This is a genomic window from Gluconobacter sp. P1C6_b (assembly GCF_018811945.1).
Lineage (GTDB): Bacteria > Pseudomonadota > Alphaproteobacteria > Acetobacterales > Acetobacteraceae > Gluconobacter.
The window spans coordinates 1-24,818 of sequence record NZ_JACRVU010000034.1; the positions used below are offsets into that span (position 1 = coordinate 1).

At 62.7% G+C, this 24,818-nt stretch carries 28 protein-coding genes and 1 tRNA gene; 13 read left to right on the plus strand and 16 right to left on the minus strand.

The window, feature by feature from the left end; all coding sequences use genetic code 11:
* Window positions 1-249, plus strand: a 249-nt coding sequence (locus KP701_RS14760) for a transposase (protein ID WP_215746999.1), incomplete at its 5' end; no start/stop codon positions are given.
* A gap of 97 nt (window positions 250-346) precedes the next feature.
* Here KP701_RS14760 and KP701_RS14765 read toward each other — a convergent pair.
* The 9 genes from KP701_RS14765 to KP701_RS14805 all read right to left on the minus strand — a co-directional run bounded on the left by KP701_RS14765 (window position 347) and on the right by KP701_RS14805 (window position 10,301).
* Window positions 347-2,860, minus strand: a complete 2,514-nt coding sequence (locus KP701_RS14765; RefSeq protein WP_215747707.1) for an excinuclease ABC subunit UvrA — start codon at window positions 2,858-2,860, stop codon at window positions 347-349.
* Between the two features lie 66 nt (window positions 2,861-2,926).
* Window positions 2,927-3,349: a DnaJ family molecular chaperone gene (locus tag KP701_RS14770; protein ID WP_252345663.1), complete on the minus strand. Its 423-nt coding sequence runs from the start codon at window positions 3,347-3,349 to the stop codon at window positions 2,927-2,929.
* Between the two features lie 95 nt (window positions 3,350-3,444).
* The gene (locus KP701_RS14775) at window positions 3,445-4,050 is read right to left on the minus strand and encodes a response regulator transcription factor (protein WP_215747709.1); all 606 of its coding nucleotides are present in this window, start codon (window positions 4,048-4,050) and stop codon (window positions 3,445-3,447) included.
* The gene (locus tag KP701_RS14780) at window positions 4,047-5,171 is read right to left on the minus strand and encodes a sensor histidine kinase (protein ID WP_215747710.1); all 1,125 of its coding nucleotides are present in this window, start codon (window positions 5,169-5,171) and stop codon (window positions 4,047-4,049) included. The genes KP701_RS14775 and KP701_RS14780 overlap by 4 nt, the downstream gene beginning before the upstream one ends.
* The gene (locus tag KP701_RS14785; protein ID WP_215747711.1) at window positions 5,171-5,722 is read right to left on the minus strand and encodes a hypothetical protein; all 552 of its coding nucleotides are present in this window, start codon (window positions 5,720-5,722) and stop codon (window positions 5,171-5,173) included. Before KP701_RS14785 ends, KP701_RS14780 begins: the two co-directional genes overlap by 1 nt.
* 109 nt (window positions 5,723-5,831) lie before the next feature.
* Window positions 5,832-7,082 carry a tyrosine--tRNA ligase gene (gene tyrS / locus KP701_RS14790; RefSeq protein ID WP_215747712.1) on the minus strand — a complete coding sequence of 417 codons (1,251 nt, stop codon included), beginning with the start codon at window positions 7,080-7,082 and terminating at the stop codon, window positions 5,832-5,834.
* Between the two features lie 105 nt (window positions 7,083-7,187).
* Window positions 7,188-8,594, minus strand: coding sequence for an ABC transporter permease (locus KP701_RS14795; protein WP_215747714.1), 1,407 nt, complete (start codon window positions 8,592-8,594; stop codon window positions 7,188-7,190).
* Window positions 8,591-9,517 (minus strand): ABC transporter ATP-binding protein, encoded by a 927-nt coding sequence (locus tag KP701_RS14800; protein WP_215747715.1) that lies wholly within the window; start codon window positions 9,515-9,517, stop codon window positions 8,591-8,593. The genes KP701_RS14795 and KP701_RS14800 overlap by 4 nt, the downstream gene beginning before the upstream one ends.
* A gap of 118 nt (window positions 9,518-9,635) precedes the next feature.
* Entirely contained in the window at window positions 9,636-10,301 is a 666-nt protein-coding gene (locus KP701_RS14805; protein ID WP_011252909.1) for an alpha/beta hydrolase, read from the minus strand.
* A gap of 137 nt (window positions 10,302-10,438) precedes the next feature.
* On the opposite strand from KP701_RS14805, the gene KP701_RS14810 reads away from it, so the two are divergent.
* The 5 genes from KP701_RS14810 to KP701_RS14830 are packed head-to-tail and all read left to right on the plus strand — an operon-like array spanning window position 10,439 to window position 14,779.
* Window positions 10,439-11,539, plus strand: a complete 1,101-nt coding sequence (locus KP701_RS14810) for a cysteine desulfurase family protein (protein ID WP_252345664.1) — start codon at window positions 10,439-10,441, stop codon at window positions 11,537-11,539.
* Window positions 11,540-11,561: 22 nt separating this feature from the next.
* Window positions 11,562-12,704: a cysteine desulfurase family protein gene (locus tag KP701_RS14815; protein WP_215747716.1), complete on the plus strand. Its 1,143-nt coding sequence runs from the start codon at window positions 11,562-11,564 to the stop codon at window positions 12,702-12,704.
* A gap of 22 nt (window positions 12,705-12,726) precedes the next feature.
* Complete coding sequence (locus KP701_RS14820) at window positions 12,727-13,041, plus strand: ferredoxin family 2Fe-2S iron-sulfur cluster binding protein (RefSeq protein WP_011252912.1); 315 nt, start codon at window positions 12,727-12,729, stop codon at window positions 13,039-13,041.
* Window positions 13,042-13,046: 5 nt separating this feature from the next.
* A complete protein-coding gene (gene mnmA / locus KP701_RS14825) occupies window positions 13,047-14,132 on the plus strand; it encodes a tRNA 2-thiouridine(34) synthase MnmA (protein WP_215747717.1) in 1,086 nt (361 codons plus the stop codon).
* On the plus strand, window positions 14,132-14,779 hold the full coding sequence (locus KP701_RS14830; RefSeq protein ID WP_215747719.1) for a glutathione S-transferase family protein: 648 nt from the start codon (window positions 14,132-14,134) through the stop codon (window positions 14,777-14,779). Before mnmA ends, KP701_RS14830 begins: the two co-directional genes overlap by 1 nt.
* Before the next feature lie 16 nt (window positions 14,780-14,795).
* On the opposite strand, the gene KP701_RS14835 is transcribed toward KP701_RS14830, so the two are convergent.
* A complete protein-coding gene (locus tag KP701_RS14835) occupies window positions 14,796-15,008 on the minus strand; it encodes a hypothetical protein (RefSeq protein WP_215747731.1) in 213 nt (70 codons plus the stop codon).
* A gap of 160 nt (window positions 15,009-15,168) precedes the next feature.
* Between KP701_RS14835 and KP701_RS14840 the strand changes: the two genes are divergently transcribed.
* The 4 genes from KP701_RS14840 to KP701_RS14855 all read left to right on the plus strand — a co-directional run bounded on the left by KP701_RS14840 (window position 15,169) and on the right by KP701_RS14855 (window position 19,447).
* On the plus strand, window positions 15,169-16,257 hold the full coding sequence (locus tag KP701_RS14840; protein WP_215747720.1) for a DNA topoisomerase IB: 1,089 nt from the start codon (window positions 15,169-15,171) through the stop codon (window positions 16,255-16,257).
* Between the two features lie 33 nt (window positions 16,258-16,290).
* A complete protein-coding gene (locus tag KP701_RS14845) occupies window positions 16,291-17,472 on the plus strand; it encodes an SMP-30/gluconolactonase/LRE family protein (RefSeq protein ID WP_371819011.1) in 1,182 nt (393 codons plus the stop codon).
* A 147-nt stretch (window positions 17,473-17,619) separates the two neighbouring features.
* Window positions 17,620-18,879, plus strand: coding sequence for a sodium:proton antiporter (locus tag KP701_RS14850; protein WP_041111765.1), 1,260 nt, complete (start codon window positions 17,620-17,622; stop codon window positions 18,877-18,879).
* Between the two features lie 100 nt (window positions 18,880-18,979).
* A complete protein-coding gene (locus KP701_RS14855; protein ID WP_215747721.1) occupies window positions 18,980-19,447 on the plus strand; it encodes a hypothetical protein in 468 nt (155 codons plus the stop codon).
* Between the two features lie 103 nt (window positions 19,448-19,550).
* Here the strand turns inward: KP701_RS14855 and KP701_RS14860 are convergent.
* The 6 genes from KP701_RS14860 to KP701_RS14885 all read right to left on the minus strand — a co-directional run bounded on the left by KP701_RS14860 (window position 19,551) and on the right by KP701_RS14885 (window position 23,620).
* Window positions 19,551-19,636, minus strand: a tRNA-Leu gene (locus KP701_RS14860).
* A 7-nt stretch (window positions 19,637-19,643) separates the two neighbouring features.
* Complete coding sequence (locus KP701_RS14865) at window positions 19,644-20,327, minus strand: M48 family metallopeptidase (RefSeq protein WP_215747723.1); 684 nt, start codon at window positions 20,325-20,327, stop codon at window positions 19,644-19,646.
* Window positions 20,328-20,331: 4 nt separating this feature from the next.
* Window positions 20,332-20,823 (minus strand): YcgN family cysteine cluster protein, encoded by a 492-nt coding sequence (locus tag KP701_RS14870; protein ID WP_011252944.1) that lies wholly within the window; start codon window positions 20,821-20,823, stop codon window positions 20,332-20,334.
* On the minus strand, window positions 20,820-21,227 hold the full coding sequence (locus tag KP701_RS14875; RefSeq protein WP_215747725.1) for a hypothetical protein: 408 nt from the start codon (window positions 21,225-21,227) through the stop codon (window positions 20,820-20,822). Before KP701_RS14875 ends, KP701_RS14870 begins: the two co-directional genes overlap by 4 nt.
* Window positions 21,224-22,288 carry an extracellular solute-binding protein gene (locus tag KP701_RS14880; RefSeq protein WP_225198819.1) on the minus strand — a complete coding sequence of 355 codons (1,065 nt, stop codon included), beginning with the start codon at window positions 22,286-22,288 and terminating at the stop codon, window positions 21,224-21,226. Before KP701_RS14880 ends, KP701_RS14875 begins: the two co-directional genes overlap by 4 nt.
* A gap of 171 nt (window positions 22,289-22,459) precedes the next feature.
* Window positions 22,460-23,620, minus strand: a complete 1,161-nt coding sequence (locus tag KP701_RS14885; RefSeq protein ID WP_215747726.1) for an ABC transporter ATP-binding protein — start codon at window positions 23,618-23,620, stop codon at window positions 22,460-22,462.
* An 86-nt stretch (window positions 23,621-23,706) separates the two neighbouring features.
* Here KP701_RS14885 and KP701_RS14890 point away from each other — a divergent pair, with 86 nt between their 5' ends.
* The 3 genes from KP701_RS14890 to KP701_RS14900 form a co-directional block, all read left to right on the plus strand.
* On the plus strand, window positions 23,707-23,985 hold the full coding sequence (locus KP701_RS14890) for a hypothetical protein (RefSeq protein WP_024717271.1): 279 nt from the start codon (window positions 23,707-23,709) through the stop codon (window positions 23,983-23,985).
* Between the two features lie 77 nt (window positions 23,986-24,062).
* Window positions 24,063-24,497, plus strand: a complete 435-nt coding sequence (locus KP701_RS14895) for a hypothetical protein (protein WP_041111783.1) — start codon at window positions 24,063-24,065, stop codon at window positions 24,495-24,497.
* Window positions 24,498-24,688: 191 nt separating this feature from the next.
* Window positions 24,689-24,818, plus strand: a 130-nt coding sequence (locus KP701_RS14900) for a DUF1656 domain-containing protein (RefSeq protein ID WP_215747097.1), incomplete at its 3' end; no start/stop codon positions are given.

The window sequence follows — 24,818 nt, forward strand, 5'->3', positions numbered from 1 at the left end:
AGTTTCCGCCAGGACCTACTGCTCTACGGGATCCTGCCGATTATTCCATCACGCAAAGGCCGAAGTGCGCCGCAGAAAACAGACTGGCGGCGCTACCAGGACCGTAACCGCATCGAGCGGATGTTCAACAGGCTCAAGCAGATGCGCCGCATCGCAACCCGCTACGACAAGACCGTCCTGTCTTTCATGAGCTTTCTCAACCTCGCCGCCGCGAGGCTCTGGATTGGATCTTTTGTCAACACGGCCTAGTTTACGAGTTCTCTTTCTGAGTGGGATGCAGAACCATAATGTGACGTGCCATTTACGCGGTAGGTCGTAAAATTGGTCAAGTAATCTTCCCTGAAGTTTATGAACCTGAGGCAACATATCGGCGGAGGAACGGGGCGGTGACGCTGTGTTCCGAAGCTGCGACGGTCTCCGGTGTTCCTGATGCCACGATCCGGCCCCCTTTGCGTCCCGCACCGGGGCCGAGATCGATGATCCAGTCACTGGCTGCTGCCACGCGCATGTCATGTTCGGCCAGAACGACCGTGTTGGCCTGATCGACCAGCGCCTGAAGCTGGAGCATCAGGCGGTCCACATCGGCGGGATGCAGGCCGGTCGTGGGTTCATCCAGAACATACAGGATGTGCCCGTTGCGCTGTTTCTGAAGCTCGGTCGCAAGCTTGATGCGCTGCGCTTCGCCGCCTGACAGTTCGGTGGCGGGCTGCCCAAGCCGGAGATAGCCCAGTCCTCCACGCCGCAGGGTGTCGAAGCCGCGTGCCAGAACAGGCACATCCGCAAAGACTTCACAGGCATCGTCGATGCTCAGGCCGAGCACATCCGCAATGCTGTGTCCGTTCCAGAGGACTTTCAGCACTTCGGGTTTGTAGCGGCTGCCGTGGCAGACGGGACAGGGCGTCTGGACCGTCGGCAGGAACAGAAGCTCTACATCGACCGTCCCTACGCCTTCACAGCGCGGACACCGTCCCTTGGTGACATTGAAGGAGAACCAGCCGGCATCGAAACGACGCGTTTTTGCGTCCGGCGTTTCGGCGAACAGGCGGCGGATCGTGTCGAACAGGCCGGTATATGTGGCGGGGTTGGAGCGCGGGGTGCGTCCGATCGGCTTCTGGTCGATCATGACCATGCGTTTGATCGGGCCGGTTCCGCCTGAGACGTTTCCTTTGGGTTCGCGATGTTCGGGGGGCGGGGCATCATCCGTGCTGTCGTCATTGGGGTCGATGTCCACCTTCTGGCCGAGAGTGCGGGCCATGATGGAGACGAGGGCCTGTCCGACGAGACTGGATTTTCCGGAGCCTGACACGCCTGTCACCGAGATCAGCACTCCGAGCGGGAGCGTCAGGGCCAGATGGTCCAGATTGTTCCAGCAGATATCCGTCAGTTCCAGCGTGCCTGTCGGCTTGCGGACCGGGGTCGTGCGGGGCTGGACCGTGCCGAACAGATAGGGACGGGTGCGGGACTCTTTTACGTTCTGCAGTCCGTCTGGCAAGCCGCTATAGAGGACGCGGCCCCCCCGTTCTCCAGCATCCGGGCCGACATCCACCAGCCATTCCGCACGGCGGATGACGTCCGGGTTATGCTCGACCACGATCAGCGAATTGCCTGCATCGCGCAGGCCGTCCAGTGCCCGCAGAAGGGCCTGCGTGTCGGCGGGATGCAGGCCGGAACTGGGTTCGTCCAGCACATAGACCACGCCGAACAGGTTCGAGCGGATCTGTGTGCCGAGCCTCAGGCGCTGGTATTCGCCGGGCGAAAGGGTCTGGACGCTGCGGTCGAGCTGGAGATAGCCCAGACCCAGATCCAGCAGCACGTCGATGCGCCCGATCATGGCTTCGACCATGCCGTGCGCGGCGACCGCCGTGGCATCCTTTCCGTCGGCGAGCGCTTTGGCGGATGTGCGCAAGGAGGCGGCGATGTCTTCGAGCGTACGGTTTGAGAAGTCGGCGATGTTCAGCCCGTCGAATGTCACGCGCAGGGCATCGGGATTCAGGCGCTGTCCATGACACACCGGGCAGGCTGCAGAGACCATGAAGGATGCCGCGCGCTTGCGCATCTTCTCGCTCTGCGATTGCGTGAAGGTGTGCAGGACATAGCGCCGTGCGCCGCTGAACGTGCCGTTGTAATCGGCCGGGATGCCGCGTTTGATCGCCTCCACGACCTGAGCGTGGGTGCGTCCCGGGTAGACGGGTTCGGTCGGGGTCTCCTCGGTGAACAGGATCCAGTCCCGCGTCTTTTTCGGCAGGTCGCGCCAGGGGCAGTCCACATCCACACCACGGGTGATAAGAATATCCCGGAAATTCTGTCCCTGCCACGCCGTGGGCCAGGCCGCGACGGCGCGGTCTCGGATGCTCAGGCTGTCATCGGGAACGAGCGTCTGTTCCGTGACGTCATAGATGCGGCCCAGCCCGTGACATTTCGGGCAGGCGCCCATGGGCGTGTTGGGTGAAAAGGACTCCGCTTCCAGCCGTGACAGGCCGGGCGGATAGCTGCCTGCGCGGGAATAGAGCATCCGCAGCAGGTTCGAGAGCGTCGTCAGGCTGCCGACGCTGGAGCGGCTGCTGCTTCCACCGCGCTGCTGCTGCAGGGCAACGGCGGGGGGCAGTCCGTCGATGGACGCCACGACCGGCACCGGCATCTGGTCGAACAGGCGCCTGGCATAGGGGGAGACGGAGTCCAGATAGCGCCGCTGCGCCTCGGCATAGATCGTCCCGAAGGCCAGCGAGGATTTGCCGGACCCGGACACGCCCGTGACGACGACGAGCCTGTCGCGCGGCAGGTCCACATCCACGTTTTCCAGATTGTGTTCCCGCGCCCCTCTGACGCGGATCATCTCATGGGGCGAGGGCGTCTGGGACATGGGGCACTCCTGATGATGTCCGCAGGAGTGTAGACCCGTCAGACATCATAGTACACAAACCACGCTTCAGAAGCCGCGGCTGAGGCGTGCTTCCTGAAAGGCGGCGTTGATGAGCTGTGTCTCGTGCATGGCCAGTTCGCGAATTTTTTCTCCCATCGCGGCGACCTTGTCCGGATGGTACTGGCGGATCAGATCACGATAGGCGCGCTTGATTTCGTCGGGTGATGCGAACTCGCTGACGCCGAGGATTTCGAACCATGTCCGGTCCGCAGGAGGTTCATCGAAAGGAGAGCCCGCAGTTGTCTGCTCGGGGCTTTCCGCATCCTTCTTTCCCGAGATCATCTGCATCACGAGGCCCAGGAGGACCAGAGCCCCAAGCCCGAGGATGATGAACTTTGCGAAAGCAAGAATGAGGCCGAACACAAGTCCCAGATGGCTCAGAACCCAGTAGACCAGAAACGCTGCCCCGATGAGCGCGAGAAGCTGCATGAAAAGTCTTCCGCCAGTAGTTGCAGGCTATCCTATCATGGCCGGGCGGACTTCAGGGAGAGCCGTCATCCGTGGAACTGGTCTTCCTGTCTGTCTCAGAGCCATCCATTGGCGCGGGCGATCCGCCCGGCTTCGATGCGGTTGCGGGCATCAAGTTTCTGCACGATTTCCGAGAAGTAGTTGCGAACCGTGCCCGAGGAGAGGGACAGTTCCTCGGCAATTTCGCGGTTGGTGCGTCCGGCTTCCGCGAGACGCAGCATGGCGCGCTCGCGTTCGGAGAGCGGGTCGGGCAGGGCGTCCCAAACGGCTTCGGCCAGATCGGGTGCGATTGCGCGTCCGCCTGCCGCGACCTTGCGGATGGCGGCGGCGAGCTGCGTAATGGGAGCGTCTTTGAGCATGTAGCCCCGCACGCCGGCCTGAAGCGCGCGGCGCAGATAGCCAGAGCGGCCGAAGGTCGTCACGATCATCACGCGGCTGGGCAGGCTTTCCTGCAGGATTTTTTCCGCAAGCTCGATGCCGGTGACATGGGGCATTTCGATATCGGTGAGGACGACGTCGGGACGGTGTTCGCGGATCAGGGCGAGTGCCTCGCGCCCGTCAGTCGCGCGGCCGACGATCCGGATGTCGTCTTCAAGTTGCAGCAGGGCCTCGAAGGCATCGAGGAGCATGGTCTGGTCTTCGGCGAGGATGAGGCGGATCATGGGAGTGTCGTTGCAGTCAGCTTGAAGCCCTGGGGGCGGGGGGAGACGGTCAGTGTACCGCCCGAAGCAGCCAGCCGTGCACGCATGCCGCGCAGGCCGTTGCCTTCGATGATGGCGGGAGCAGATTGTGTGGTCTGAAGCGGTCCGTCGTCTTCGAGGGTAAATGTGTGGATATGGCCTTCCGCAGTGTGCTGGAAGGTCAGGGTACAGGTCCGGGCGTCGGAGTGGCGGATGACATTCGTAACGGCTTCGCGCAGGGCCAGGGCGAGCACGCTGTTCTGCGGCTGATCAGTCGATGGCCCAGGGCCGTTCAGGACGAGCGTGATGCCTGCCGTGTTCAGGGCCTTGCGGGCACGGTCCAGTTCGCGTTGCAGGGACGCGCCGTTCATGCCGGAGACGGCCTCACGGACTTCGCGCAGGGACGTGCGGGCGATCTGGCTGATTTCAGTGACTTCATGTCGCGCTCGGGACGTGTCGGATGTGAACAGGCGCTCGGTCAGTTCGGCTTTCACGGAAATGACCGTGAGGGAATGGCCCAGAAGATCATGCAGGTCGCGGGCGATGCGTTCGCGCTCGGCTGTCGTGGCGAGGGTGCGGATCTCGTTCTGGGCCTCGCGGAGCTCGAAATTGCGGATGCCAAGCTGCCACTGCACCAGCGTGCCCATATAGGTGATGATGCTGAAAAAGGCGCCGGGGATGACTTCCAGCGTAGTCTTGTGGCGGAAGTGTCCGGAAATGATCAGGACGACCTGCAGCAGGATGACCATCGTGATGGACTGCCGCTTTCCGGGCAGGCGGGCGCACATCCCGGCGGCGAAAATGCAGTAGACCTCCCAGTCGCCATGCGTCCAGGCGCAGGCATAGCCGATCAGGTCGGTCAGGAGGATCTCACCGTAGCCGTAATACCTGTCTTTCCGGTAGGGCGCGAAATAGACCAGCAGGAAGACCAGCATGGCGGCGGTGGAAAACACGACGCCAGCCAGCGTGGGGCGGTGATAGCCCAGCAGCCAGGGTACGGGATAGAACAGCAGGTAGCTCAGATAGGCCACCAGATACTGGTTGAAATGCGGCCAGGGCGTCTTGCGATCCGCCAGATGGCGGGAGAGGGAATCTGCAGCCATCAGGCGAGCGTGGTTGAGGACGTGTCCGGGGTCAAGAATGTTCCCGAGCGCCAGAGCCGAACCGCGCTGCAGGCCCAGATGGCGAGGGCCGTGCCGAAGCCTGCGACTTCAAGATGCTGTGGTTCTGGCAGGAGCAGGGAGATGCCGGAAATCAGAACGATGGCTCCACCCATGAAGAGATGAACCGGCTCTTTCAGGGCATGGCCCAGCGGGATGTAGGACAGGCCGATGATGGCGCCGAGCAGCGGATAGAACAGGTCCACCCGGTGATGGGCATGGGTCCATGAGGCGGCGACAAAAATCCCGATGAAGCGCAGGATTTTGACGCGACGCGCGAGCTTCGGATCGAGCGTGATTTCAGGGCGCCGCAGGATAAGGTTGCGCCGGATGAAGCCAAAGGCGAGCAGGACTGTCGGGAGGGCGATGAGGGCAACGATCAGTGCAATGGAGAGGCGGCCTGCCTGAGCGCCGCGCGTGGCCCAGACGGCCGCGAAGATCAGTCCTGCGCAGTCGGTCAGCAGACCACGCCAGTTTTTCTGTTCCGTCATCATCCGCGCTCCGTTTCCGCTTGGGGCAGCCTGCGCGGAGGATGCCCGTTCCGGCACGGAAAAACAGGGTGCAGTGTCAGATGTCGCGGATGACATCGGTCATAAGGGGGGTTCAGACCGGGCGGAGCAGGATGTGCTTCTTTTTGCCAGACGAGACCTTCAGGACGCCTTCGCGCAGGTCGTTGAGCGTGAAGGTCTGGTTTTCGTCCGAGACCACCACGTCATTGACGCGACCGCCGCCGCCACGGATCAGACGGCGTGCCTCACCACCACTGGAAGCGAGGCCGGCTTCCTGAAAGACGCGGAAAGCGGGCAGACCTTCGGCGATCAGGTTGGCGGGCAAGTCGATTTCGGGCAGGGCAGCCTGGGTGGAGCCCTGTTCGAAGACGCGGCGTGCCGTCTCGGCGGCTTCTTCGGCGGCGGCGCGGCCGTGGCAGATGGCAGTGGCCTCGGTCGCGAGGATCTTCTTGGCCTCGTTGATCTCCGAGCCTTCGAGCGCGCCCAGACGCTCGCATTCCTCAACGGGAAGATCCGTGAAGAACTTGAGGAAGCGGCCGACATCGGCGTCCTCGGTGTTGCGCCAGAACTGCCAGTATTCGAAGACCGGCAGCTTTTCCGGACGCACCCAGGTGGCGCCCTTGGCGGACTTGCCCATCTTGGCACCCGACGACGTGGTGACGAGCGGGGTGGTCAGACCGAAGATCTGCTTGCCGTCCGTACGGCGCGTCAGATCGATGCCGGAGACGATGTTGCCCCACTGGTCCGATCCGCCCATCTGTAGGACGGCGCCATGGCGGCGGTTCAGTTCGCGGAAATCATAGGACTGGAGGATGGAGTAGTTGAACTCCAGGAAGGTCAGGCCCTGCTCGCGTTCCAGACGCTGGCGTACGCTGTCGAAGCCCAGCATCCGGCTGACCGAGAAATGCACGCCCACATCCTGCAACAGGTTGATGTAGGACAGCTTGTCCAGCCAGTCGGCATTGTTGGCGAGGATGGCGCCGCTGGACGGGTCTTCATCACTGAAGGTGATGAACTGGCGCAGGGATTTTTCGATCCCGGCGATGTTATGCGCGATCGTCTCGTTCGTGATGAGGGAGCGGGCCTCGTCGCGGAAGGACGGGTCGCCGATCTTGGCCGTGCCGCCGCCCATCAGGGCGATCGGGCGATGACCGTGTTTCTGGAGCAGGCGCAGCGCCATGATGGAGAGCGCATTGCCGACATGCAGGGAGTCCGCTGTCGGATCGAAACCCACATAGGCAGTGATCGGTCCGGCCAGCATGGCCTCGTCGAGGGCGTCGAGGTCGGTGCACTGGAAGATCAGGCCGCGGGCCTGGGCTTCGAGGAGGAACGGACTCTTTGGCATGGGTCGGTCTTGCTACGCTGCTACAGGAAGGAAAGGACGCGGACCCTAGCATGACCGGCGCCGGAGCGGAAACTCCGGCATCGGCCATGGCGGCGGGCCAGATGCTCATTCCGTTTCGTAAGGCCAGTCGGTGCGGGCCATGCGGGACGGGACGACGAAGAAGCAGAGTATTCCGAGGGCAGCGAAGGCCAGTGCGACCGGCCCGAAGATGCGGCTGCCCAGAATGAACGGATTGCAGAATTGCAGCACGAAGGCGGGCGCGACGGTTGCTGCAATGATCACAGCCTGCGGAGGCTGCTTCATGACGAGGAAGGGCAGCGGGCAGCAGAACGTCACGCCGAGGGTGGCAACCAGAAGTTCTGCGGCGTCCAGCAGGGCATGCGAGGGCGCGAGCGGCTTGAACAGGGTGACCGGCAGCATGAGGCTCAGCGTGCGCAGCGGGGCTGTCATGAAAACCCTGTTGGCCTTGGCCGTGAAAACCGCCCGCACAAAGTCCAGTCGGCTGCCGAAGCGCCCCGTTGTCAGAAGCAGCGGCCAGTGTTTGCGGTTGCTGATCCAGGCGTCCTGCAGCGCGATCAGGATGGTCATGCCGGGCGTCAGATGCGCGATCCGGTTGCCGAAACTGCCATGTCCGAGCGGCAGGCTCCCCATGATCAGGACCGCGCAGGCGGGCATGAACAGGCTGGTCAGGAGATCGGTGCGCAGATTGGTCGGCGCTGCGGGAGCGAGCAGCATCTGCCGCAACTGATAGAAGCTGAGATCCCGCGGGGCGACACGGGGCGTCGTTTCGGGAAGTGCAAAATCCGGGGTCGAGGCAGTGAAGCCGTCCGTGGGGGCCATCATCGCCGGGGAATGCAGACGGTTGGGCAACGTCATGATGGCGGCCGTCAGAAGTCCCATCATGGCGAGATCGGCCGGGACGGTCAGCATGGCCGGGCGTGTAAGTGCCCAGAGCGGAAAATCGGTGGCGAAGGTCAGGAGCATCAGGCCCAGCAGCAGGCCGACGCCAATGACCGCCGTGATGCCCTTGAGCCTGCGGGACGCCTGCTGCGGCGGGGCATACCACTGGATGACGGCCGGTACCGTATTGAGAAGCGTGTAGAACAGCGTGTCGTGCAGGGGCAGGCCGCTCCAGGCGAGCAGGCCGGAAAGGGCGAGGATGGCCACCATGGACATCAGGGCTGCCGCGCGGGCCTCGGCCTGAAGCAGGCCGGGGATGGCGGGGGCCTGGGATGCGCCGATCTGGTTGCCGGAATGGGTCTGCAGGCAGTTCTGCACGAAGGTCGCGGCGATGGCCGCGTTGAAGACATTGGCGTGTTTGAGCGCCTTTTCCAGACTCTGGGTCAGGAGGGCGGTGTGCAGTTCATGGGCCGTCAGACCCGCCAGCATGATGAAAATCACTGCCGTGAAGATCATTGGGTTGCCAACGAGGAAAACGCGCGTTCCGTACAGCCGCAGCGCGCGGATCATGTCGCTGCGTTCCAGTGCGCCCGAGGGCAGGAAGCTCCTCATGCCGCGGCGTCCGGGGTTTCGGTGTCAGCAGGGGAAGTGCGCGGGGCTGTGATTTCCAGAAAGGCGTCTTCGAAATCCGGGACGACCGTCAGTGTGCCTTCGGGGAGGGTGAGATCTCCGGTCCAGCCATGCACCAGCAGTGCATCGGGGCGCTGGCCGAGGATCTGGATATCGGCAGGCAGTGCTGCGAGGAGCTGATCGGGCGTGGGGTGTTCGAGCCAGCGCGTGGTGGCGCGGAAAGTCTCGGTTGGGACGTCGAGTACGACATGTCCCTGCCGGACGAAGAGCAGGCGTGAGCACAGGCGTTCGAGATCGGACAGGATATGTGACGAGATCAGGATGCTGGCGCCGGTTCTCTGCGTGTAGGTATCGAGCAGGTTCATGAAGTCGCGCCGGGCATGGGGATCCAGACTGGCGACGGGTTCGTCCAGAACCAGGAATTCGGGGCTGTGACGCATGGCGAGAACGATGGCCAGACGCTGTTTCTGGCCGCCCGACAGGGAGCGCACCTGCTTTTTCGGATCGAGGTCGGCCCAAGCGATCAGGGCCGGATCGACGGGAGGAAGCTCCCCGTAGAACGCGGCGATGTAGTCCATGAGCTGGGCGACGCGGAAGCTGCCGAAACCGGTCATGGTCTGGGGCACGAAGCCTGTCCGCGCCCGGATCTCGCGGGGGAGGGCTGCGATGCTGTGACCGAAAATGTCGATGCTGCCGCCATCCGCGAGCAGGAACCCCATGAGGCATCCGATCAGCGTGGATTTGCCCGCCCCGTTGCGGCCCAGAAGGGCTACGGTTTCGCCCTGCGCGATGGAGAAGGAGACGTCATCCAGCGCCCGGAAGCTCCCGAAGCTCTTGGTGAGGTGCGAGACCTCCACAGGCAGGGACGAGGGGGCGGCGGGGTGCAGAATGTTTCGGTCTTGCATGAAATATCCGGTTACATATTTGTCTGGACGGAGCAAGGGATTGTGCAGCCCGAATCAAAAAAGGCTCTCCGGAAGGGAGAGCCATTTTTGAAGTGTCTGACGGGGCGGATGGCCCGGATCAGTCTGCGGCCAGAGCCAGCGCCTTGCGGCCACGCATCGTGTTCACGTGGTCTTCGAGGGCTTCGGCAACCCGGTCTGCCTGCTTGGCGAAGATGTGGTCGGCGTCTTCGAAGATGCGATAGTCGACGGTCACGTTCTTCTGGGTGTTCAGCTTGTCCACCAGCTTGCGGATGCCCGGCTCGGGAGCCATTTCGTCCCGGCCGCCTGCAATCATCAGGCCGCTGCACGGACAGGGGGCCAGAAAGCCGAAATCGTAGTCGTTGGCCGGTGGGGCCACGCTGATCCAGCCGCTGATTTCAGGGCGGCGCATCAGGAGCTGCATGCCCACGAAGGCACCGAAGGAATAGCCCGAGATCCACAGTTCCGTGGAGTTCGGATTGACCATCTGCATCCAGTCGAGGGCTGCCGCTGCATCGGAAATCTCGCCGATACCGCCGTCATAACGGCCCTGGGACCGGCCCACGCCACGCGAATTGTAGCGCATCACCGAGAAGCCCATCTTCTCGAAGCTGCGATACATCGTATAGGTGATACGGTTGTTCATGGTGCCGCCGTGTAGCGGATGGGGATGCAGCACCAGGGCAAGCGGAGCGTTGGGTTCGCTGGAGTGGTGGTAACGACCCTCAAGCCGGCCGTCGGGGCCGGCGAACATCACTTCAGGCATGAATACTCTCGCACTGTGTCAGGCAGGATTGGAACTCTGCCGTCCGGTGACGCAGTGTATATCGATTCGCAAAACCCGATTTCCACCAAAATCGACACGGCGTTGCGATTTCCGCCAGTTTGTCCAATCTGGAAAACATGATGACTGCACTCAAGACCGTCTCCGGGACGACCTATCTGGATGCCAATGCCACCGAACCTCTGCGTCCCTGCGCAAAGGAGGCTGCGGTGGAGGGGATGATGCTGTCCGGGAACCCGTCTTCGGTGCATGCCGAGGGACGGGAAGCCCGACGGTTTCTGGAGGATGCCCGCAGCCGGGTTGCAGCGGGTTTCGGGCGGATTTCCGGTACCTGCGTGTTTACATCCGGGGCTACGGAAGCCGATGCGATGGCGGTTCATGCTTTCGGACAGGAACGCCGGATTTTCGTTGGGTCTACGGAACATGATGCCATCCTCAGGGCTGCGCCGGAGGCTGAAATCCTGCCCGTGAACAGGGACGGGATTCTGGACGTGGAACACCTGCGCGCGCGGTTGCAGGACACCGGCCCGGCGCTGGTCTGCGTGATGTCCGCCAATAACGAGACGGGGGTGCTTTCGCCGCTGGAGGACGTGCTGGCGGTGTGTCGCGACTCGGGCGCGCATCTGCATGTCGATGCCGTGCAGAGTGCGGGGCGGCTGCCGTTTGCACTGGGCGGATGCAGTGTTGCGGTGTCCGGGCACAAGATGGGTGGGCCGAAAGGGGCAGGCGCGCTGCTGCTGGCGGAAGACGAGCCTATGGACGCGCTGGTGGCTGGTGGCGGTCAGGAGAGGGGGCGCAGGGGCGGGACGCAGGCCCTGCCGGCTATTCTGGGCATGGCGGCGGCGTTCGATGCCGCGCGTGCGCAGGACTGGGCTCCGGTGCAGAGCCTTCGGGATCGTATCGAAGCGGCGGCGAAAAGTGTGGGCGCGCGGGTTGCGGGCGAGGCTGTGGGCCGCCTGCCGAATACAAGCTGTCTGATTCTGGACGGGGTTGCCGCGCAGGTACAGCTTATGGCGCTGGATCTGGCCGGGTTCTGCGTCTCGGCAGGGTCGGCCTGTTCGTCGGGGAAGGTGTCGTCCTCGCATGTCCTGCGGGCGATGGGGGAGACGGAGGGCGCGTCGCAGGCCATCCGTGTCTCGCTGCCCTGGAATGTGCGTGAGGCTCAGGTTGAGGCATTCTGCGAGGCCTATGAGGCGATGGCGCGTCGTTTGCGGAAGTGAGCCGGGCAAAGGGGCAGTGGGTATGATCTATCTCGATTATCTTTCGACAACGCCGTGTGATCCGGCTGTCGTGAAAGCCATGCTGCCCTGGTTCGGGGAGGATTTCGGCAATCCGCACAGTCCGCATGGGCCCGGGCGGAAGGCGGCGGAAGCTGTGGAGCGTGCGCGGGAGATCGTGGCGCGGCTTCTGGGGGTGGAGGCGCGGGAGATCGTGTTCACGTCCGGTGCGACGGAGGCCAATAACCTCGCCATCAAGGGCGCTGTGCGGCATCTGGCGCGGGTGGGTGATCCACGGCGTCGGATTGTCACGCTGGCGACGGAACATAAATGCGTTCTGGAATCGGTGCGTGATCTGGAAAGCGAAGGCTTTGAAGCGGTCGTGCTCGGCGTGGATAGCGAGGGACGGGTTGATCCCGAAGCCCTGCGGGATGCACTGAAAGTGCCGACGCTGCTGGTCAGCATCATGGCTGCGAATAACGAGACCGGGGTGTTGCAGGATATTCCTCAGCTTGCACAGATCGTGAAGGAGCGTGATGCGCTGATGCATGTCGATCTGGCACAGATGGCGGGGAAAATGCCGGTATCGCTGCGGAATGTGGATCTGGCATCCGTTTCCGCTCACAAGATCTACGGTCCCAAGGGGATCGGCGCGCTCTATGTCCGGAGAAAGCCCCGTGTTCGGCTGAAACCGCTGTTTTCCGGGGGCGGGCAGGAGCGCGGGCTTCGGTCCGGGACGCTGGCGACGCCTCTGGTCGTCGGGTTTGGAGAGGCGGCGGATCTGGCGGCTGAGACCATGGGCGATGACGCTGCGCGGCAGGTTTTTCTGCGGGATGATCTCTGGGCGCAGCTTCGCGAGGGCCTGCCGGGGATTGTGCTGAACGGAGCCGGGGCGCCGCGTCTGGCGGGGGCATTGAATGTCTGTCTGCCGGAAGGATGTCGGGCGCTGGATGTCCTTGAAGCCTGTCCGGATGTCGCCGCTTCGACCGGATCGGCCTGTACGGCGGCGGAGATTGCGCCGTCCTATGTCTTGACGGCGATGGGACTTTCTGCGGAGAAGGCGTCGCGGTGCTTGCGCCTGTCGGTCGGACGCTTTACCTCCAAGGCCGATATTGACCGTGCGGCCTCTTTTCTGATCGCAGCCGCCCGGGCGTGCCACCCCAACTGAAACCGGAAAAAGCGGACGAACTATGCCCAAGATGACCTTTATCGAGCGTGATGGAACCCGTCGTGACGTTGACGCGCCTGTCGGCCTGTCGGTGCTGGAAATCGCACACAAGCACGACATCGACCTGGAAGGCGCCTGCGAAGGCTCGCTGGCCTGCGCGACCTGCCATGTGGTTGTCGATCCGGAATGGGCTGCCAAGCTGAGTGCGCCGACGGATGACGAGGAAGATATGCTCGATCTGGCGTTCGGTCTGGAAAAGACGTCCCGTCTGGGCTGCCAGATCGTCATGACGGATGCGCTGGATGGTCTGACCGTCCGCCTTCCGAAGGCGGGCTGAGCACCATGCGGATCCTCGTTGCCATGTCGGGAGGCGTGGACAGTTCCGTAGTGGCCGCGCTGCTCAAACGGCAGGGCCACGAGGTGATTGGCGCGACTCTTCAGCTCTACGACCACGGACAGGCCGCCAAGCCGGGCGCGTGCTGTGCGGGGCGCGACATCATGGATGCACGCGCCGTGGCGGACCGTCTGGGCTTTCCGCATTATGTCATCGACGCGGAAAGCCGGTTCCGGGACAGCGTGGTCGAGAGCTTTGCCGACGCTTATGCGCGTGGTGAAACCCCTGTTCCCTGCGTGGCCTGCAATCAGGGCGTGAAGTTCACGGATCTGCTGGGCATGGCGCGGGATCTGGGCTGCGAGGCCATGGCGACGGGGCATTATGTCCGCCGGGTCGAAGGGCCGGAGGGCGCGGAAATGCACCGTCCCGTCGATGCGGAGCGGGACCAGACCTGGTTTCTGTTCGCCACGACAAAAGACCAGCTCGACTATCTGCGCTTTCCGCTGGGCGAGATGCCGGACAAGGCGCATGTCCGGGCATTGGCCGAAGAGCTGGGGCTGTCCATCGCGGCTAAGCCGGACAGTCAGGACATCTGCTTCGTCCCTACCGGTTCCTATGCCGAACTGGTCGAGAAGCTACGTCCGGAAGTGCGGGGCGAGGGCGAGATTGTGGATGAAGACGGCCGGGTTCTGGGGCGTCACGAAGGTGTGGCGCGCTATACGGTCGGGCAGAGCAAGCGTCTGGGCGACATTCACACCGCAACCGGCGAGCGCCAGATGGTGACGCGCATCGATGTGCCGAAACGGCGCATCGTGGTCGGGCCGCGCGTGCAGGTTGCGGAAGCGGACAGCCGCCTCACCGTGCGTCTGCGGGATATGAACTGGCTGATCGATGCGCCTGCGGATGGCGTGCATTGCGGTGTGCAGATCCGCGCGCGGGAAAAGCTGCGCGAGGCCATTGTGAAGCCGCTGGAAAATGGTGGCGCGCTGGTGGAACTGACCGAGGCTGCCATGCCGGCGCCGGGTCAGGCCTGCGTTCTTTATGATGGAAGCCGCGTGCTGGGCGGTGGCTTCATTACTGCGGGAGAGGCCTGATGGCGGGTGTGCTGCTTCTGGGATCGCGCCGGTATTCGTCCTGGTCGCTGCGGGGCTGGCTGGCGGTCCGTCTGGCCGGGCTGGATGTGACGGAAGAGGTCATTCCGCTCAAGGGCGGTGGCAGGACGACTGAGATCCACGCCCGTTCGCCCAACCGGATGGTGCCGTATCTGACGCATGATGGCGCGGATGTCTGGGAGAGTCTGGCCATCTGCGAATATTGCGCGGAAATTGCACCCGCTTTGTGGCCGGAAGACCGGATCGTGCGGGCTCATGCCCGCAGTATCAGCGCGCAGATGCATGCCGGTTTCCGCCCCATCCGCCAGAACTGCTCCATGGATGTCGAGCGCGTTCCGGCCGCTCTGCCGGAGATCAGCGAGGAACTGGCTGCTGACGTGGCGCTGCTGAGCCGTACGCTCAGGGGTGCGCTCCTGCGCTCGGGCCAGCCGACGCCGTTCCTGTTGGGGGATCGGATGACGGTGGCGGACTGTATGTATGCGCCGATCGCCATCCGGATTCATACATTCGAACTGGACGTTGATCCGGTTGTGAAAACCTGGGTGCGGACGATGCTCGATCATCCGCTGATGCGGGAATGGTACGAACTGGCAGCGGCTGAACCGGCGGAGTGGCGTCTGCTCTACTGACGTTCAATGGGGACGCTCAGTGATGGGCGAAGCTCATGCCGGTCTGAAGAGCGGTTCTGAGAACTTCGCCCCAGATATTGCCGTTGCCGCCCATGCCACCTCCCTGATGGCCCCGGACATTGTAGCCGGAATCATCGTCATTGGCGGCGGCTGCCATGTCGGCAGGCGAGGAATGTGAGGCACAGGCTGAGAGCAGAACGAAAACGGCCGCGGTGCAGGTTTTTTTCACGGGGACCGGTTCCTCCTGTTTCCCTGCCGGAAAGAATGCGTCCTGTCCTCATGGCTGTCATGTCAGGAACCGTAAGGAAGCGTAATCGGGCTGCCTGCGGGATGGAAACCTGCGCCATTCTGTAACGCTCTATGTCTGTAACGGGCATGAGGTTTCAGGAATGGGTGCGGCGGACAGTCACGAAACGGACGCAGGAACGCAGGCGCGCAACGCGGGTCTGCATTATGTGGATCGGTCCATGCCGGGGATTACGCGTCGCCGGGCCGGTCGCGGTTTTGCGTTTTATGCACCCGATGGCCGCCACATCGTGGACCCCGAGATTATCGCCCGCATTCGCCGTCTGGCCATTCCGCCGGCCTATCGGAATGTCTGGATCTGCCCCGATCCGAAGGGACATCTTCAGGCCGTGGGCGAGGATGCGCGTGGGCGGCTGCAATATCGCTATCATCCGCTGTGGCAGGGTGTACGGGACGAAGGCAAGTTCGGACGCATGCTGGTTTTCGGCGAAAAGCTACCGCTTCTGCGGGAACGGGTGGATCAGGACCTGCGGCGGCACGGGCTGGACCGGGAGCGGGTGCTGGCCGCCATTGTCCGTCTCATGGAACGCACGATGGCCCGTATTGGCAATGATCGATACGCCAAGGAAAACCGCAGCTATGGGTTGACGACCCTGCGCCATCGTCATGCGACAGTGCACGGGCGGCATCTCACGCTCGATTTCCGCGCCAAACACGGGATCGAGCAGCATCTCGAACTGGACGATCCCCGACTGGCCCGTGTTGTGTCCCGTCTTGAAGACCTGCCGGGACAGCGTCTGTTCCAGTATGTCGACGCGGATGGCGTTCGGCATGACATCCATTCGCAGGATGTGAACGCCTATCTTCAGGAGATCACGGGCGCAGACATCACGGCCAAGGATTTCCGCACCTGGGCCGCAACGCAGCTTGCGGCCGTCACGCTCTGCGCGTTCAGCCAGTACGATACGAAAGCCAGGGCGAAGAAGCAGCTTGTTGAGGCTGTGAAATCCGTAGCGGCCAAGCTTGGCAATACACCAGCGGTCTGCAAGCGCAGCTACATCAATCCCTGTATTCTGGACGGGTATCTGGATGGCAGTCTGCGCAAAGCTTTCAAAAGCCGGGCGCAGGATGTGCTGGATCATGAAGGCTATGGGCTGACGGCAGAGGAAGCGGCCGTTGCGGGGTTCCTTGCCAGCCGTTTACCCGATCTCAAATCCGGCCCGTCATCCTGACGCCGCTGACATATCCACAAGAGGAGTCCTGACGTGTTTCAACCTGATCGCCGTTCCGTTCTTCGTGGCGCTGCTGCTGCTTTCCTGAGTGGAGCTGGGGGGCGCGCTGCGACGCGTGAGCCGCATCCGGCTGATGTCATGACGCAGCCGGTCCGTGATTTCGGCCCTCATGCCCCGCCAGCTTTCGTACCGGATCCGGACATTCTGACGCTGGATCCGTCTTTCAGCGATCTGGTGTTCAAGAACGGCAATATCGAACGTATCTGGACCGGCGGCGGCTGGCTGGAAGGGCCGGCCTGGGTCAGTGAAGGGCGGTTCCTGCTCCTGTCCGATACGGTGCGCAGCACGCAGTACCAGTTTTTGCCGGAAGAGAACCTGATGACCACCTATCGGAAGGAGAGCTTCAACAGCAACGGTAATACCGTGGATCCGCAGGGACGTATTCTGACCTGCGAGCATGGTCTGCGCCGTGTCATCCGCTGGGAGCAGGACGGGACCTGCACGGTGCTGGCGGATAAGTTTGAGGGGCAGGGGCTGAACTCCCCCAACGATATCATCGTCAATCCGGTGGATGGGAGCATTCTGTTCACCGATCCGGCCTATGGGGACTGTCTGGCGGAAGGCCATCCGGATGCTCCGGGTGGACGGGCCAACCGAGACGGCAAACTGCGCTGGAATATCGGTACCGAAGCCACGACCCAGTTCGGCAGTGCAAAGCGTCAGGCTGACCATACCTTCCGCATTGATGGGCAGACTGGCCGACTTGAATCGGTGCTGAGCGAGGAGCAGGTGCCGGGGCCGAACGGGCTGTGTCTCTCGCCGGATTTCAAGACGCTTTATGTGATTTCCACGGCGCCTGATCCCGGTCTGACTGGTCCGGGCGGGGACCGGAAGATCCGGGCGTTCGACATGGTCAATGGTCGCCCCCAGAACGGCCGCGTGTTCTGCGACATGACGCTGGAAGGGCAGAGGCTCGTGCCGGATGGCATGAAGGCGGATGTGTTCGGCAATCTGTGGTGCGGGGCCACTGGGCCGTATGGTCTGTGCGGTGTGTTCTGCTACAGCCCGGGCGGGAAGCTGCTGGGGCGGATCCGGCTGCCGCATGGGGTGTCAAACCTGACATTCGGCGGGCTCAAGCGGAATGAGCTCTACATGTGCGCGGCCGGGAGCCTGTATCGTGTCATGCTGAACACGCAGGGCGCGGCATTGTGTTGAATTTTCCCTGTCGGAGAATGGGTCACGGCGGTTTTTGCAAGAAACTCCGGGGGGCTGTTGGCAGTTAAGCAGGCTGGATCTGTTCGCCTGCGGTTCGTCACGCTGTAAGGCGCTGCCGGAGCGGACATCGGGGAGGAAAACGCGGACATGAACTCTCTGGGGCTGTTTGCTCTGCTGCTGGCTGTGGCAACACTGCTCGGAATCATCAATTACCGGACTCTGAAACTGCCGCTGACCATCGGGATCCTGCTGATCTCGATGCTCATTTCCCTGATTGTCATGATCCTGAACCCGCTGTTTCCGGGCTATGACCTGCAACAGGTCCCGCAGTCCCTGCTGGGAACGATCAATCTGCCCCGGACGCTGCTTGATGGGGCGCTGTCCTTCCTGCTGTTTGCGGGAGCAATGCAGGTGGATCTGGGCCTGCTGCTGTCGCGCGGGAAATCGGTTGCGGCGCTGGCCATTCTGGGGACGTCCCTGGCCGTGGGGCTGCTGGCGGTTCCGGCCTGGCTCATTTTCCCCGTGTTTGGACTGGCGGTCCCCTTCAGCTGGTGCGTGCTGCTCGGAGCGATGCTGGCGCCGACCGATCCGGTTTCAGTTGTGGGCATGTTGCGGCGGCTGGGGCTGCCCCCGGCTTTGCAGGCGACATTCGCGGGTGAAAGCCTGTTCAATGATGGCGTGGGTGTTGTCATTTTCGGAACCATGATCGGGCTAGCGACCGGAGAGACGAGCTCCGTTTCCATCGGGGATTTCGTGCTGCGCTTTCTGGTGGAAGCTGTGGGTGGTGGCCTCCTCGGTGCCTTTACGGGCTGGCTGACCCTGCTGCTGCTGCGGGGCGTGGAGGACACGCAGATCGATCTTCTGGGCTCTCTGGCGCTGGCGACGGGAACGTACAGTCTTGCGAACGGGCTGCACATGTCCGGGCCGATTGCGGTCGTGGTGGCGGGCATGAGCCTTGCGGGCAAGGCGGGTCACCGGGCCATCACGCAGAAATCCCGCGAAGAAATGGTGGTGTTCTGGAATCTGATCGATGAGATCCTGAACGCGCTGCTGTTCCTGCTGATCGGGTTCGAGCTTCTGGAAATCCGGCTTCACCTGGCGCCGCTCCTGACGATGCTGGTGGTCATCCCGCTTTCGGTTCTGGTGCGTGGGGCGAGCGTTTTCCTCTCCACCATGCCTGTTCATCTGCAACCCGGAGAACGGGGACGCGCGCTGGGCGTTCTGACCTGGGGCGGGTTGCGGGGAGGCATTTCCGTCGCGCTGGCTCTGGGGCTGCCGGCCGGGGAGCTGCGCGAGACGCTGCTCCCGGTCTGTTATGGGGTCGTGGTCTTCACGATCATCGTGCAGGGGCTGACGATGGGGCGGGTGGTGCGCTGGCTTTATCCCGAGACGGCTCCGCCATCCTGAAGCGCCATTTCCGCAAAAGGTGTTTGGCTGCCTCTGTGGGTTCTGCCGGGGTGCTGTGATAGATTCGGAAAACAGACGGTTCTGTTGGAGTATTTTGCAGATGGTAGGCTTGAGGCATTTCAGGGGTTTCACGATGGCGGCGGCGCTGGGAGCAGGGCTTGTCGTGCCTCAGCTGGCATCTGCCACGCCGCTTGCGGGTCAGAAGGCATGCTGGGATTCAAATGCAGGCGAGGACCCGCGCCCTGAAATCAGCTGTCAAAGTCTGTCGCCCGAGTTCCTGCGCAAGCTGGAACATGCGACTCCGGCCCAGGTGAGCAAACTGTTTGCCGTTCCGGGAAAAGATGGAAAGCCGACCTATTTCGAAGGTGTGGGCAAGATTCCGGGCTTTCACAACGGGTATGTCGACCTGGTCTACAGCAAGGGTCATGTGACGAATGTGAGTGCAGTGACGACCGAGTTCCAGAACAACGGCATGGCAGGCCCGGAAATGGATTTCCGCTGGGATGCCGTAAAGGGCGAATGCTCGGATTTCCCCGGCTCGCCCCAGCGCTGCAATGCGGTTGAATAAGGGCCGGGTAATGATCTGCTCTGCTGTCATCCGGTCTTTAGCGTGACATGAATGCTTTTTGGCTTAGGGAGCACAAAAAGCATTTCAAATCAGTTCTTAAAGATGGTGCGAGCTGCGGGACTCGAACCCGCACGTCCTTGCGGACTCGAGATTTTAAGTCTCGTGCGTCTACCATTCCGCCAAGCTCGCACAGCTCTCATGCTGCGCGCAGGAGAGCGGTACCGTTTTCTCTCAACCAGCGTTCCGCTGCAAGACGTCCTGTACGGCCCTGCGGAATAAAGCGGTCGACCAGGGCCCAGAAATCGGGGCCGTGATTGAAGTGTTTCAGATGGGCCAGTTCGTGGATGACCACATAATCCCGGATCTCCGGGGGAGCCATCAGCAGGCGCCAGCTGAGCATAATGCGTCCCTGACGAGTGCAACTGCCCCATCGGGTTCGGACATCGCGCAGGTCGAGCCGGACAGGGTGCAGGTTCATTTTCGCTGAATGGGTCTGGAGCGTCTGTGTCAGGCGTTCCTTTGCCATGGTCTGAAGAAAATCGCGGACGCGTCGTTCCGTGTGCGAGGCTTCCCCGCTAACGTGAAGTCCTTCCGCATCCAGCCAGCAGCCGCGCCGGGCAGTGGGTTCATGCAGGATAGGGATATTTCTCCCTTCGATCATGACCTCTGATCCATCAGCGAGCGCCTGTTTTTCCGGCAATGCCGCAAGGGCATTGGTGATCCATTCCGTCTGCTGGTGGACGAACGCCAGCGCCCTGTCCCGGCTGATGCGATCCGGAACCGTGATGATGACTTCGCCCCGGACGGGTTCGATCCGTAGCGTAATGCGCCTGGCCCGTGTCGAGCGTTTCCAGATGAGGGGAACGGTCGGGGGGAGCATGGTCTCAGCCCTTGCGCTTCAGCGCATGACAGAGCGGTGAGCGGTCCGGCCATTCCCCGGGCCAGTCTTCCAGATGGTCTTCCAGTGGTCCGGCGCGGCGCTCGCTGATGCAGCGGTCCTGGACCGAGGCGCCGGAACTGTGCACGCCCTTTTCATTGCCGGTCCGCAGAGGGTGCCAGTCCGGAAGATCAAATCCGTCGCGCAGCAGACGATAGGAACAGCTGGGGGGCAGCCAGTCGATTTCGGCCAGAAGTTCCGGCGTGAGGGTCACGCAGTCCGGGACCTTGCGATGGCGGTCGGCGTAGTCGGTGCAGCGGCAGGTATGTGTATCCAGAAGGCGGCAGGCGACGTTCGTGTAAATGACTTCTTCAGTGTCTTCGTCGCGCAGCTTGTTGAGACAGCAGCGACCGCACCCATCACACAGGGACTCCCACTGTTCGGAAGACATCTGGTCCAGCGGAACGGTTTGCCAGAAAGGCGCGGTGGGAGAAGTCATGGGTGGTCCAGCAGGGCGCAGGCGACGCAGAAAACGACCGCGAGCAGAAGGGAAAGAAAAGCGGATGGCAGAAGGAGCGGAAACCAGATCAGGCGCAGACGTGTCGGCAGGTCGGCACCCAGTCCGATGGCGGCGCGTGTTGTGCCCGGGGGCAGGGTCAGCAGAGTCGCCCCCGTTGGAAAAACGACCGCCGGCGCAATGAGCATGCCTTCCAGCCAACCCAGATCGGAATGAATGCTGGCCAGCGCAAGGGCCAGTCCGGGGCCCGGCAGGAGCAGCAGTAATCCAAGACGCCGCACGACCGGAGGGGGCAGGACACGCATGAGCAGCGCAATCACGGCGCAGGCTCCGAGAAGCCCTGTCAGGATGGCGGGCAGGTTGAGCCATAATGCGAGGGACATCATGGTGTTTGCGGGGCGAAACGTGCTTCGAACTGCTGTTCGAGCGCTTCACCATGCTGGGACCAGAACGTGTCGCTGACAGTCAGGAACGTCGGCGTGTTTCCCGGAGGAACCGGTCCGGGCATGTCTTCCAGATGGGGAGCATGCATTCGGAGCTGGGCCAGTGTCCGGCGTGCATTGTCCGCGGGAACATTGGCAGGAATGCCCCAGAAGAGCGGCGTCCGCAGCACGTTCTGGGTGCCGGCAACGAAAAGTGAGCTTGCAGCCCCTGCCTGAACCCGGGAACTGACACTGGTCACTTCCGTACTCGGCGCGCTCAGCATGAGGGCGCTGCTCTGTTCCATGATGCGCGCGGCGTCGGCAGCTGTCGTCCACCACACGATATAGGGGCGAAGCAGGTCCAGCTTGCGGAAGGCGCGATCAACACCGGACTGCGTTGAAAGGGTAGGATAGATGTCCTGCGGTGCGACACCATCGGCCAGAAGGGCGATTTCCAGTGTTGTTCTGGCACCGAAATGCAGGCCCCGCCGCCCCGGATGGCGCGCCACGTCCCAGAAATCCTGCCAGCCCGGAGCAGTCGCGAGCCGTGAGCGGTCCCAGGTCAGGGCAAGGTCGCTTACGCCACCGGGAATGCCGCAGGTGGGGCTGTCGTCCAGTGTATGGACCCATCCGCCTGCGCAGGCCTGCGCCAGCTGCGTTCCCGTGACGAGAACGGCCATCCATGCAGGTTTTGTGGCATGGGAGCCGGTCTGGAGCGTTGTCGTCTGACCGTCCCATTCCACCAGACGCAGGGTGCTGTCACTGGAGGTGAGGGCGTGCGCTGCGATCGTGCCTTCCGGAACGCCGAAGCCGGGTTCAGGGGCAACGGGCGTCGCCGCGTGATGACGGACAGTCCTGCGACGGCGTCGGGCGCGTTCATGCCCATGTGCAGAGGCTGAGCCCGGCATAAAGACGGATGTGATGCCATGCCCGACAGACGTGAAAAACGTACCGATGCCGGTGGCGTCATGTGACGAACGCGCGGATGCGGCCTGAGCCACAGGGTCCAGGGACGACAGAAGCAACAGGGCGCAGAGACAGAGCTGGCGGGGGCCACTCCTGCGGGGGACCCGACCGGATGTCCGGAAGACATGTCGCAAGGGGAAGGCGGACCGGGTCAGAACGGAAAGATCCTTGGAAGACTGGGTTTGCTGAAAAGGGAACGGTTACGGGTGTCCGGACAGGACGGGCGCACTTTAATACATCCCGGTGCCGGGCGGAAAGGCTGTCGCATGGGCGGCGGGCCAGGCGAGCTGCACGGCGGTTCCCGGTGCAGGGATCTTCTGGGCCTGAAGCGGCGGGCGGCGCAGCTCGATTTCCGTTCCTTCGGCGCAGCGGACCCGCATGCGGATATGATCCCCGAGATGGGTGCTATCGGTCAGGACGCCACGGACAGGCGTTTCCCCTTCTTCGTCCATGCCCAGACCCTGGGCTCCGAAAAACGGCGAAATCCGGTCGGGGCAGACACAGACAAGACATTCCTGTCCCTCAGCCAGATTTTCGGCGGCCATCGCGTCCACGATGCCGCCACAGGCCAGATGAACGCGGGCTACGTCGTCGCCAATATCCAGAACCTGACCCGGCAGGGTGTTGGTCTCGCCAAAGAGGGTCGCGACCTCAACGCAGTCCGGACGGTCATAAAGACGGGCGGCGTCTGCACATTGCAGAAGCCGGTTGTCATGAAAGACGGCGATTTCGCCACCCGAACGCAGGGCATCCTCGCGCCGCGATACGCTCTGGATCACGCTCAGATTCAGGGCGCGGGAGAGGGTGCCCAGCAGGATCGGGATGCGGCGTGCGGCATGGGGATCGAGCGTATGAAGCGGATCATCCAGCAGCAGCACGTCAGGAGACGTAACAAGGGCGCGGGCCAGCCTGACACGCAGGGACTGTTCCGGGCTCAGCTCCGCAGGGCGCAGGCCGGCGATGCCGTCCAGTCCCAGAAGGGAGATCATCCGTCCGGCCGCCGCACGGGCTTCGGTTCGGCTCTGTCGGCTGGCGCGCAGACTGAAGGCGATGTTGTCCCGAAGGTCCAGATGCGGAAAAAGCGGGTCCCGGGGGCTGACGATGCGCATCCGGCGCTCTGCGGGCGGGCGGGATGTCACGTTCTCGCCGCTGACCGTGACGGTGCCGCCCAGAGAGGGCAGGAACCCCGCCAGCACATCCAGCAGGCGCGACAGGGCTTCGGGCTGGTTGCCGAACAAAGTCAGGGTCGCGCCGGGCTGGAGCGACAGGTCGACGGGCGGTGCATCGATGGCAGCCCGCAGGCCGGCTACCTCCAGCACGGGCTTCGGGCGGGAGGGGCGGGCGCTCCTCTGCTTGGGAGCCATGCGGGAAACGCCGGACAGGCCTGACATGCAACCTCTGGGAGAATGGATCGTTATAGGCGAAACAAAATCAGGCCAGAACAGATCTGACCGGATATTCAAGAAGGGGTTTGAACATGAGCCGTAAAAGCGTCAAGGATAACATTGAAGTGGCAACCGAGACCACACAGGCTCAGATCGACAGTCTGCGGGACCAGTTGCAGGAACTGCTGAATAACCGCATCAACCCCGCTCTGCTCGACGCGGCTGACCGCACGGACCATGCCGTTGCAAATGCCCGCAAAATCACGGATCATGAAATTGAAAATGTTTCGACGCGTGTGCGGGCGCGTCCGATTGCTGCCGTCCTGATTTCGGCTGTGGTCGGTTTCTTCGCCGGCCGTTTCTCCAAGTAATAGCCCGGTTCTTTCCAGGCGGGGGACGGACGGCATCTCGTCCGGCCCCGTCCTGAAGAAGAGGCAAGCGACCTTCCATGAAGCCTATCGAACTCGGACAGGATGTCCTTTCAGCCCAGGGGCAGATCCTTTCCCGCTCTGCAATGCGAATCGGCCGCAGAGTAGCCTATGGCATCGTTGCGGCCGTCTTTCTGTTCTTTACGGCGATATCATTTCACGGGTTCCTGTGGGCGTTCTTCATTGATGTCGCCGGGTTGAGCTATGTGAAGTCCGCGCTCTGCGTGATCGGCGTGGATCTGCTGTTCGTCGTAATCTTCGGACTTCTGGCTGCCCGTTCCATTCCGGATCCGGTGGAAATCGAAGCCCGTATCCGCCGTGACCGCAAGTTCATCGAGTTCAAGCAGTCTCTGGCCATGGCGGCGCTGACGGGGCTGGTCTTCGGACCGGCTGGCCGTTTCACCATCGCCCGTCTGTTCGCCATTGTGCGGAATTTGTTCGGTCTCAGAAAATAAGACATTTTGTGGCTGATATTGATCAAAGCCATATAGTCAGTCTCCGCGTAATGGCGTAAGCACTTCGCCAGTCCACCGACTCTTTTTTCACTGAGTGGGAGTCGATGAGGCTGAGCGAGGAGCGTTGTGTTCGAATTGTCTTACAGTCTGGCGGGTGGCAGTCTGGTGGTTGACGGTGGGGTCGGTCCCTGATGCTGGCTGAAGTTGACCTGTTTGGCGTTTTCGTTGCACCGCTTTCCATTTATGCCGTAGCGGCGGTCTTTGTGACGTTACTGCTTCGGAGCATCCTGTGGCGCACCGGTGCGCTGGGATGGTTCTGGC

Bases quoted from the DNA above. Each gene is read 5' to 3' on its own strand.
- KP701_RS14875 (WP_215747725.1), bottom strand. From the start codon at position 21,227: ATGATGTCCCTCGCATTATGGCTCAACCTGCCCGCCATCCTGACAGGG.
- KP701_RS14830 (WP_215747719.1), top strand. From the start codon at position 14,132: ATGGCGGGTGTGCTGCTTCTGGGATCGCGCCGGTATTCGTCCTGGTCG.
- KP701_RS14810 (WP_252345664.1), top strand. From the start codon at position 10,439: ATGATGACTGCACTCAAGACCGTCTCCGGGACGACCTATCTGGATGCC.
- KP701_RS14820 (WP_011252912.1), top strand. From the start codon at position 12,727: ATGCCCAAGATGACCTTTATCGAGCGTGATGGAACCCGTCGTGACGTT.
- KP701_RS14895 (WP_041111783.1), top strand. From the start codon at position 24,063: ATGAAGCCTATCGAACTCGGACAGGATGTCCTTTCAGCCCAGGGGCAG.
- KP701_RS14775 (WP_215747709.1), bottom strand. From the start codon at position 4,050: ATGATCCGCCTCATCCTCGCCGAAGACCAGACCATGCTCCTCGATGCC.
- tyrS (WP_215747712.1), bottom strand. From the start codon at position 7,082: ATGCCAAAGAGTCCGTTCCTCCTCGAAGCCCAGGCCCGCGGCCTGATC.
- KP701_RS14815 (WP_215747716.1), top strand. From the start codon at position 11,562: ATGATCTATCTCGATTATCTTTCGACAACGCCGTGTGATCCGGCTGTC.
- KP701_RS14780 (WP_215747710.1), bottom strand. From the start codon at position 5,171: ATGGCTGCAGATTCCCTCTCCCGCCATCTGGCGGATCGCAAGACGCCC.
- KP701_RS14795 (WP_215747714.1), bottom strand. From the start codon at position 8,594: ATGAGGAGCTTCCTGCCCTCGGGCGCACTGGAACGCAGCGACATGATC.
- KP701_RS14855 (WP_215747721.1), top strand. From the start codon at position 18,980: ATGGTAGGCTTGAGGCATTTCAGGGGTTTCACGATGGCGGCGGCGCTG.
- KP701_RS14805 (WP_011252909.1), bottom strand. From the start codon at position 10,301: ATGCCTGAAGTGATGTTCGCCGGCCCCGACGGCCGGCTTGAGGGTCGT.
- KP701_RS14770 (WP_252345663.1), bottom strand. From the start codon at position 3,349: ATGCAGCTTCTCGCGCTCATCGGGGCAGCGTTTCTGGTCTACTGGGTT.
- KP701_RS14785 (WP_215747711.1), bottom strand. From the start codon at position 5,722: ATGATGACGGAACAGAAAAACTGGCGTGGTCTGCTGACCGACTGCGCA.
- KP701_RS14870 (WP_011252944.1), bottom strand. From the start codon at position 20,823: ATGACTTCTCCCACCGCGCCTTTCTGGCAAACCGTTCCGCTGGACCAG.
- mnmA (WP_215747717.1), top strand. From the start codon at position 13,047: ATGCGGATCCTCGTTGCCATGTCGGGAGGCGTGGACAGTTCCGTAGTG.
- KP701_RS14890 (WP_024717271.1), top strand. From the start codon at position 23,707: ATGAGCCGTAAAAGCGTCAAGGATAACATTGAAGTGGCAACCGAGACC.
- KP701_RS14840 (WP_215747720.1), top strand. From the start codon at position 15,169: ATGGGTGCGGCGGACAGTCACGAAACGGACGCAGGAACGCAGGCGCGC.
- KP701_RS14765 (WP_215747707.1), bottom strand. From the start codon at position 2,860: ATGTCCCAGACGCCCTCGCCCCATGAGATGATCCGCGTCAGAGGGGCG.
- KP701_RS14885 (WP_215747726.1), bottom strand. From the start codon at position 23,620: ATGTCAGGCCTGTCCGGCGTTTCCCGCATGGCTCCCAAGCAGAGGAGC.
- KP701_RS14850 (WP_041111765.1), top strand. From the start codon at position 17,620: ATGAACTCTCTGGGGCTGTTTGCTCTGCTGCTGGCTGTGGCAACACTG.
- KP701_RS14865 (WP_215747723.1), bottom strand. From the start codon at position 20,327: ATGCTCCCCCCGACCGTTCCCCTCATCTGGAAACGCTCGACACGGGCC.
- KP701_RS14800 (WP_215747715.1), bottom strand. From the start codon at position 9,517: ATGCAAGACCGAAACATTCTGCACCCCGCCGCCCCCTCGTCCCTGCCT.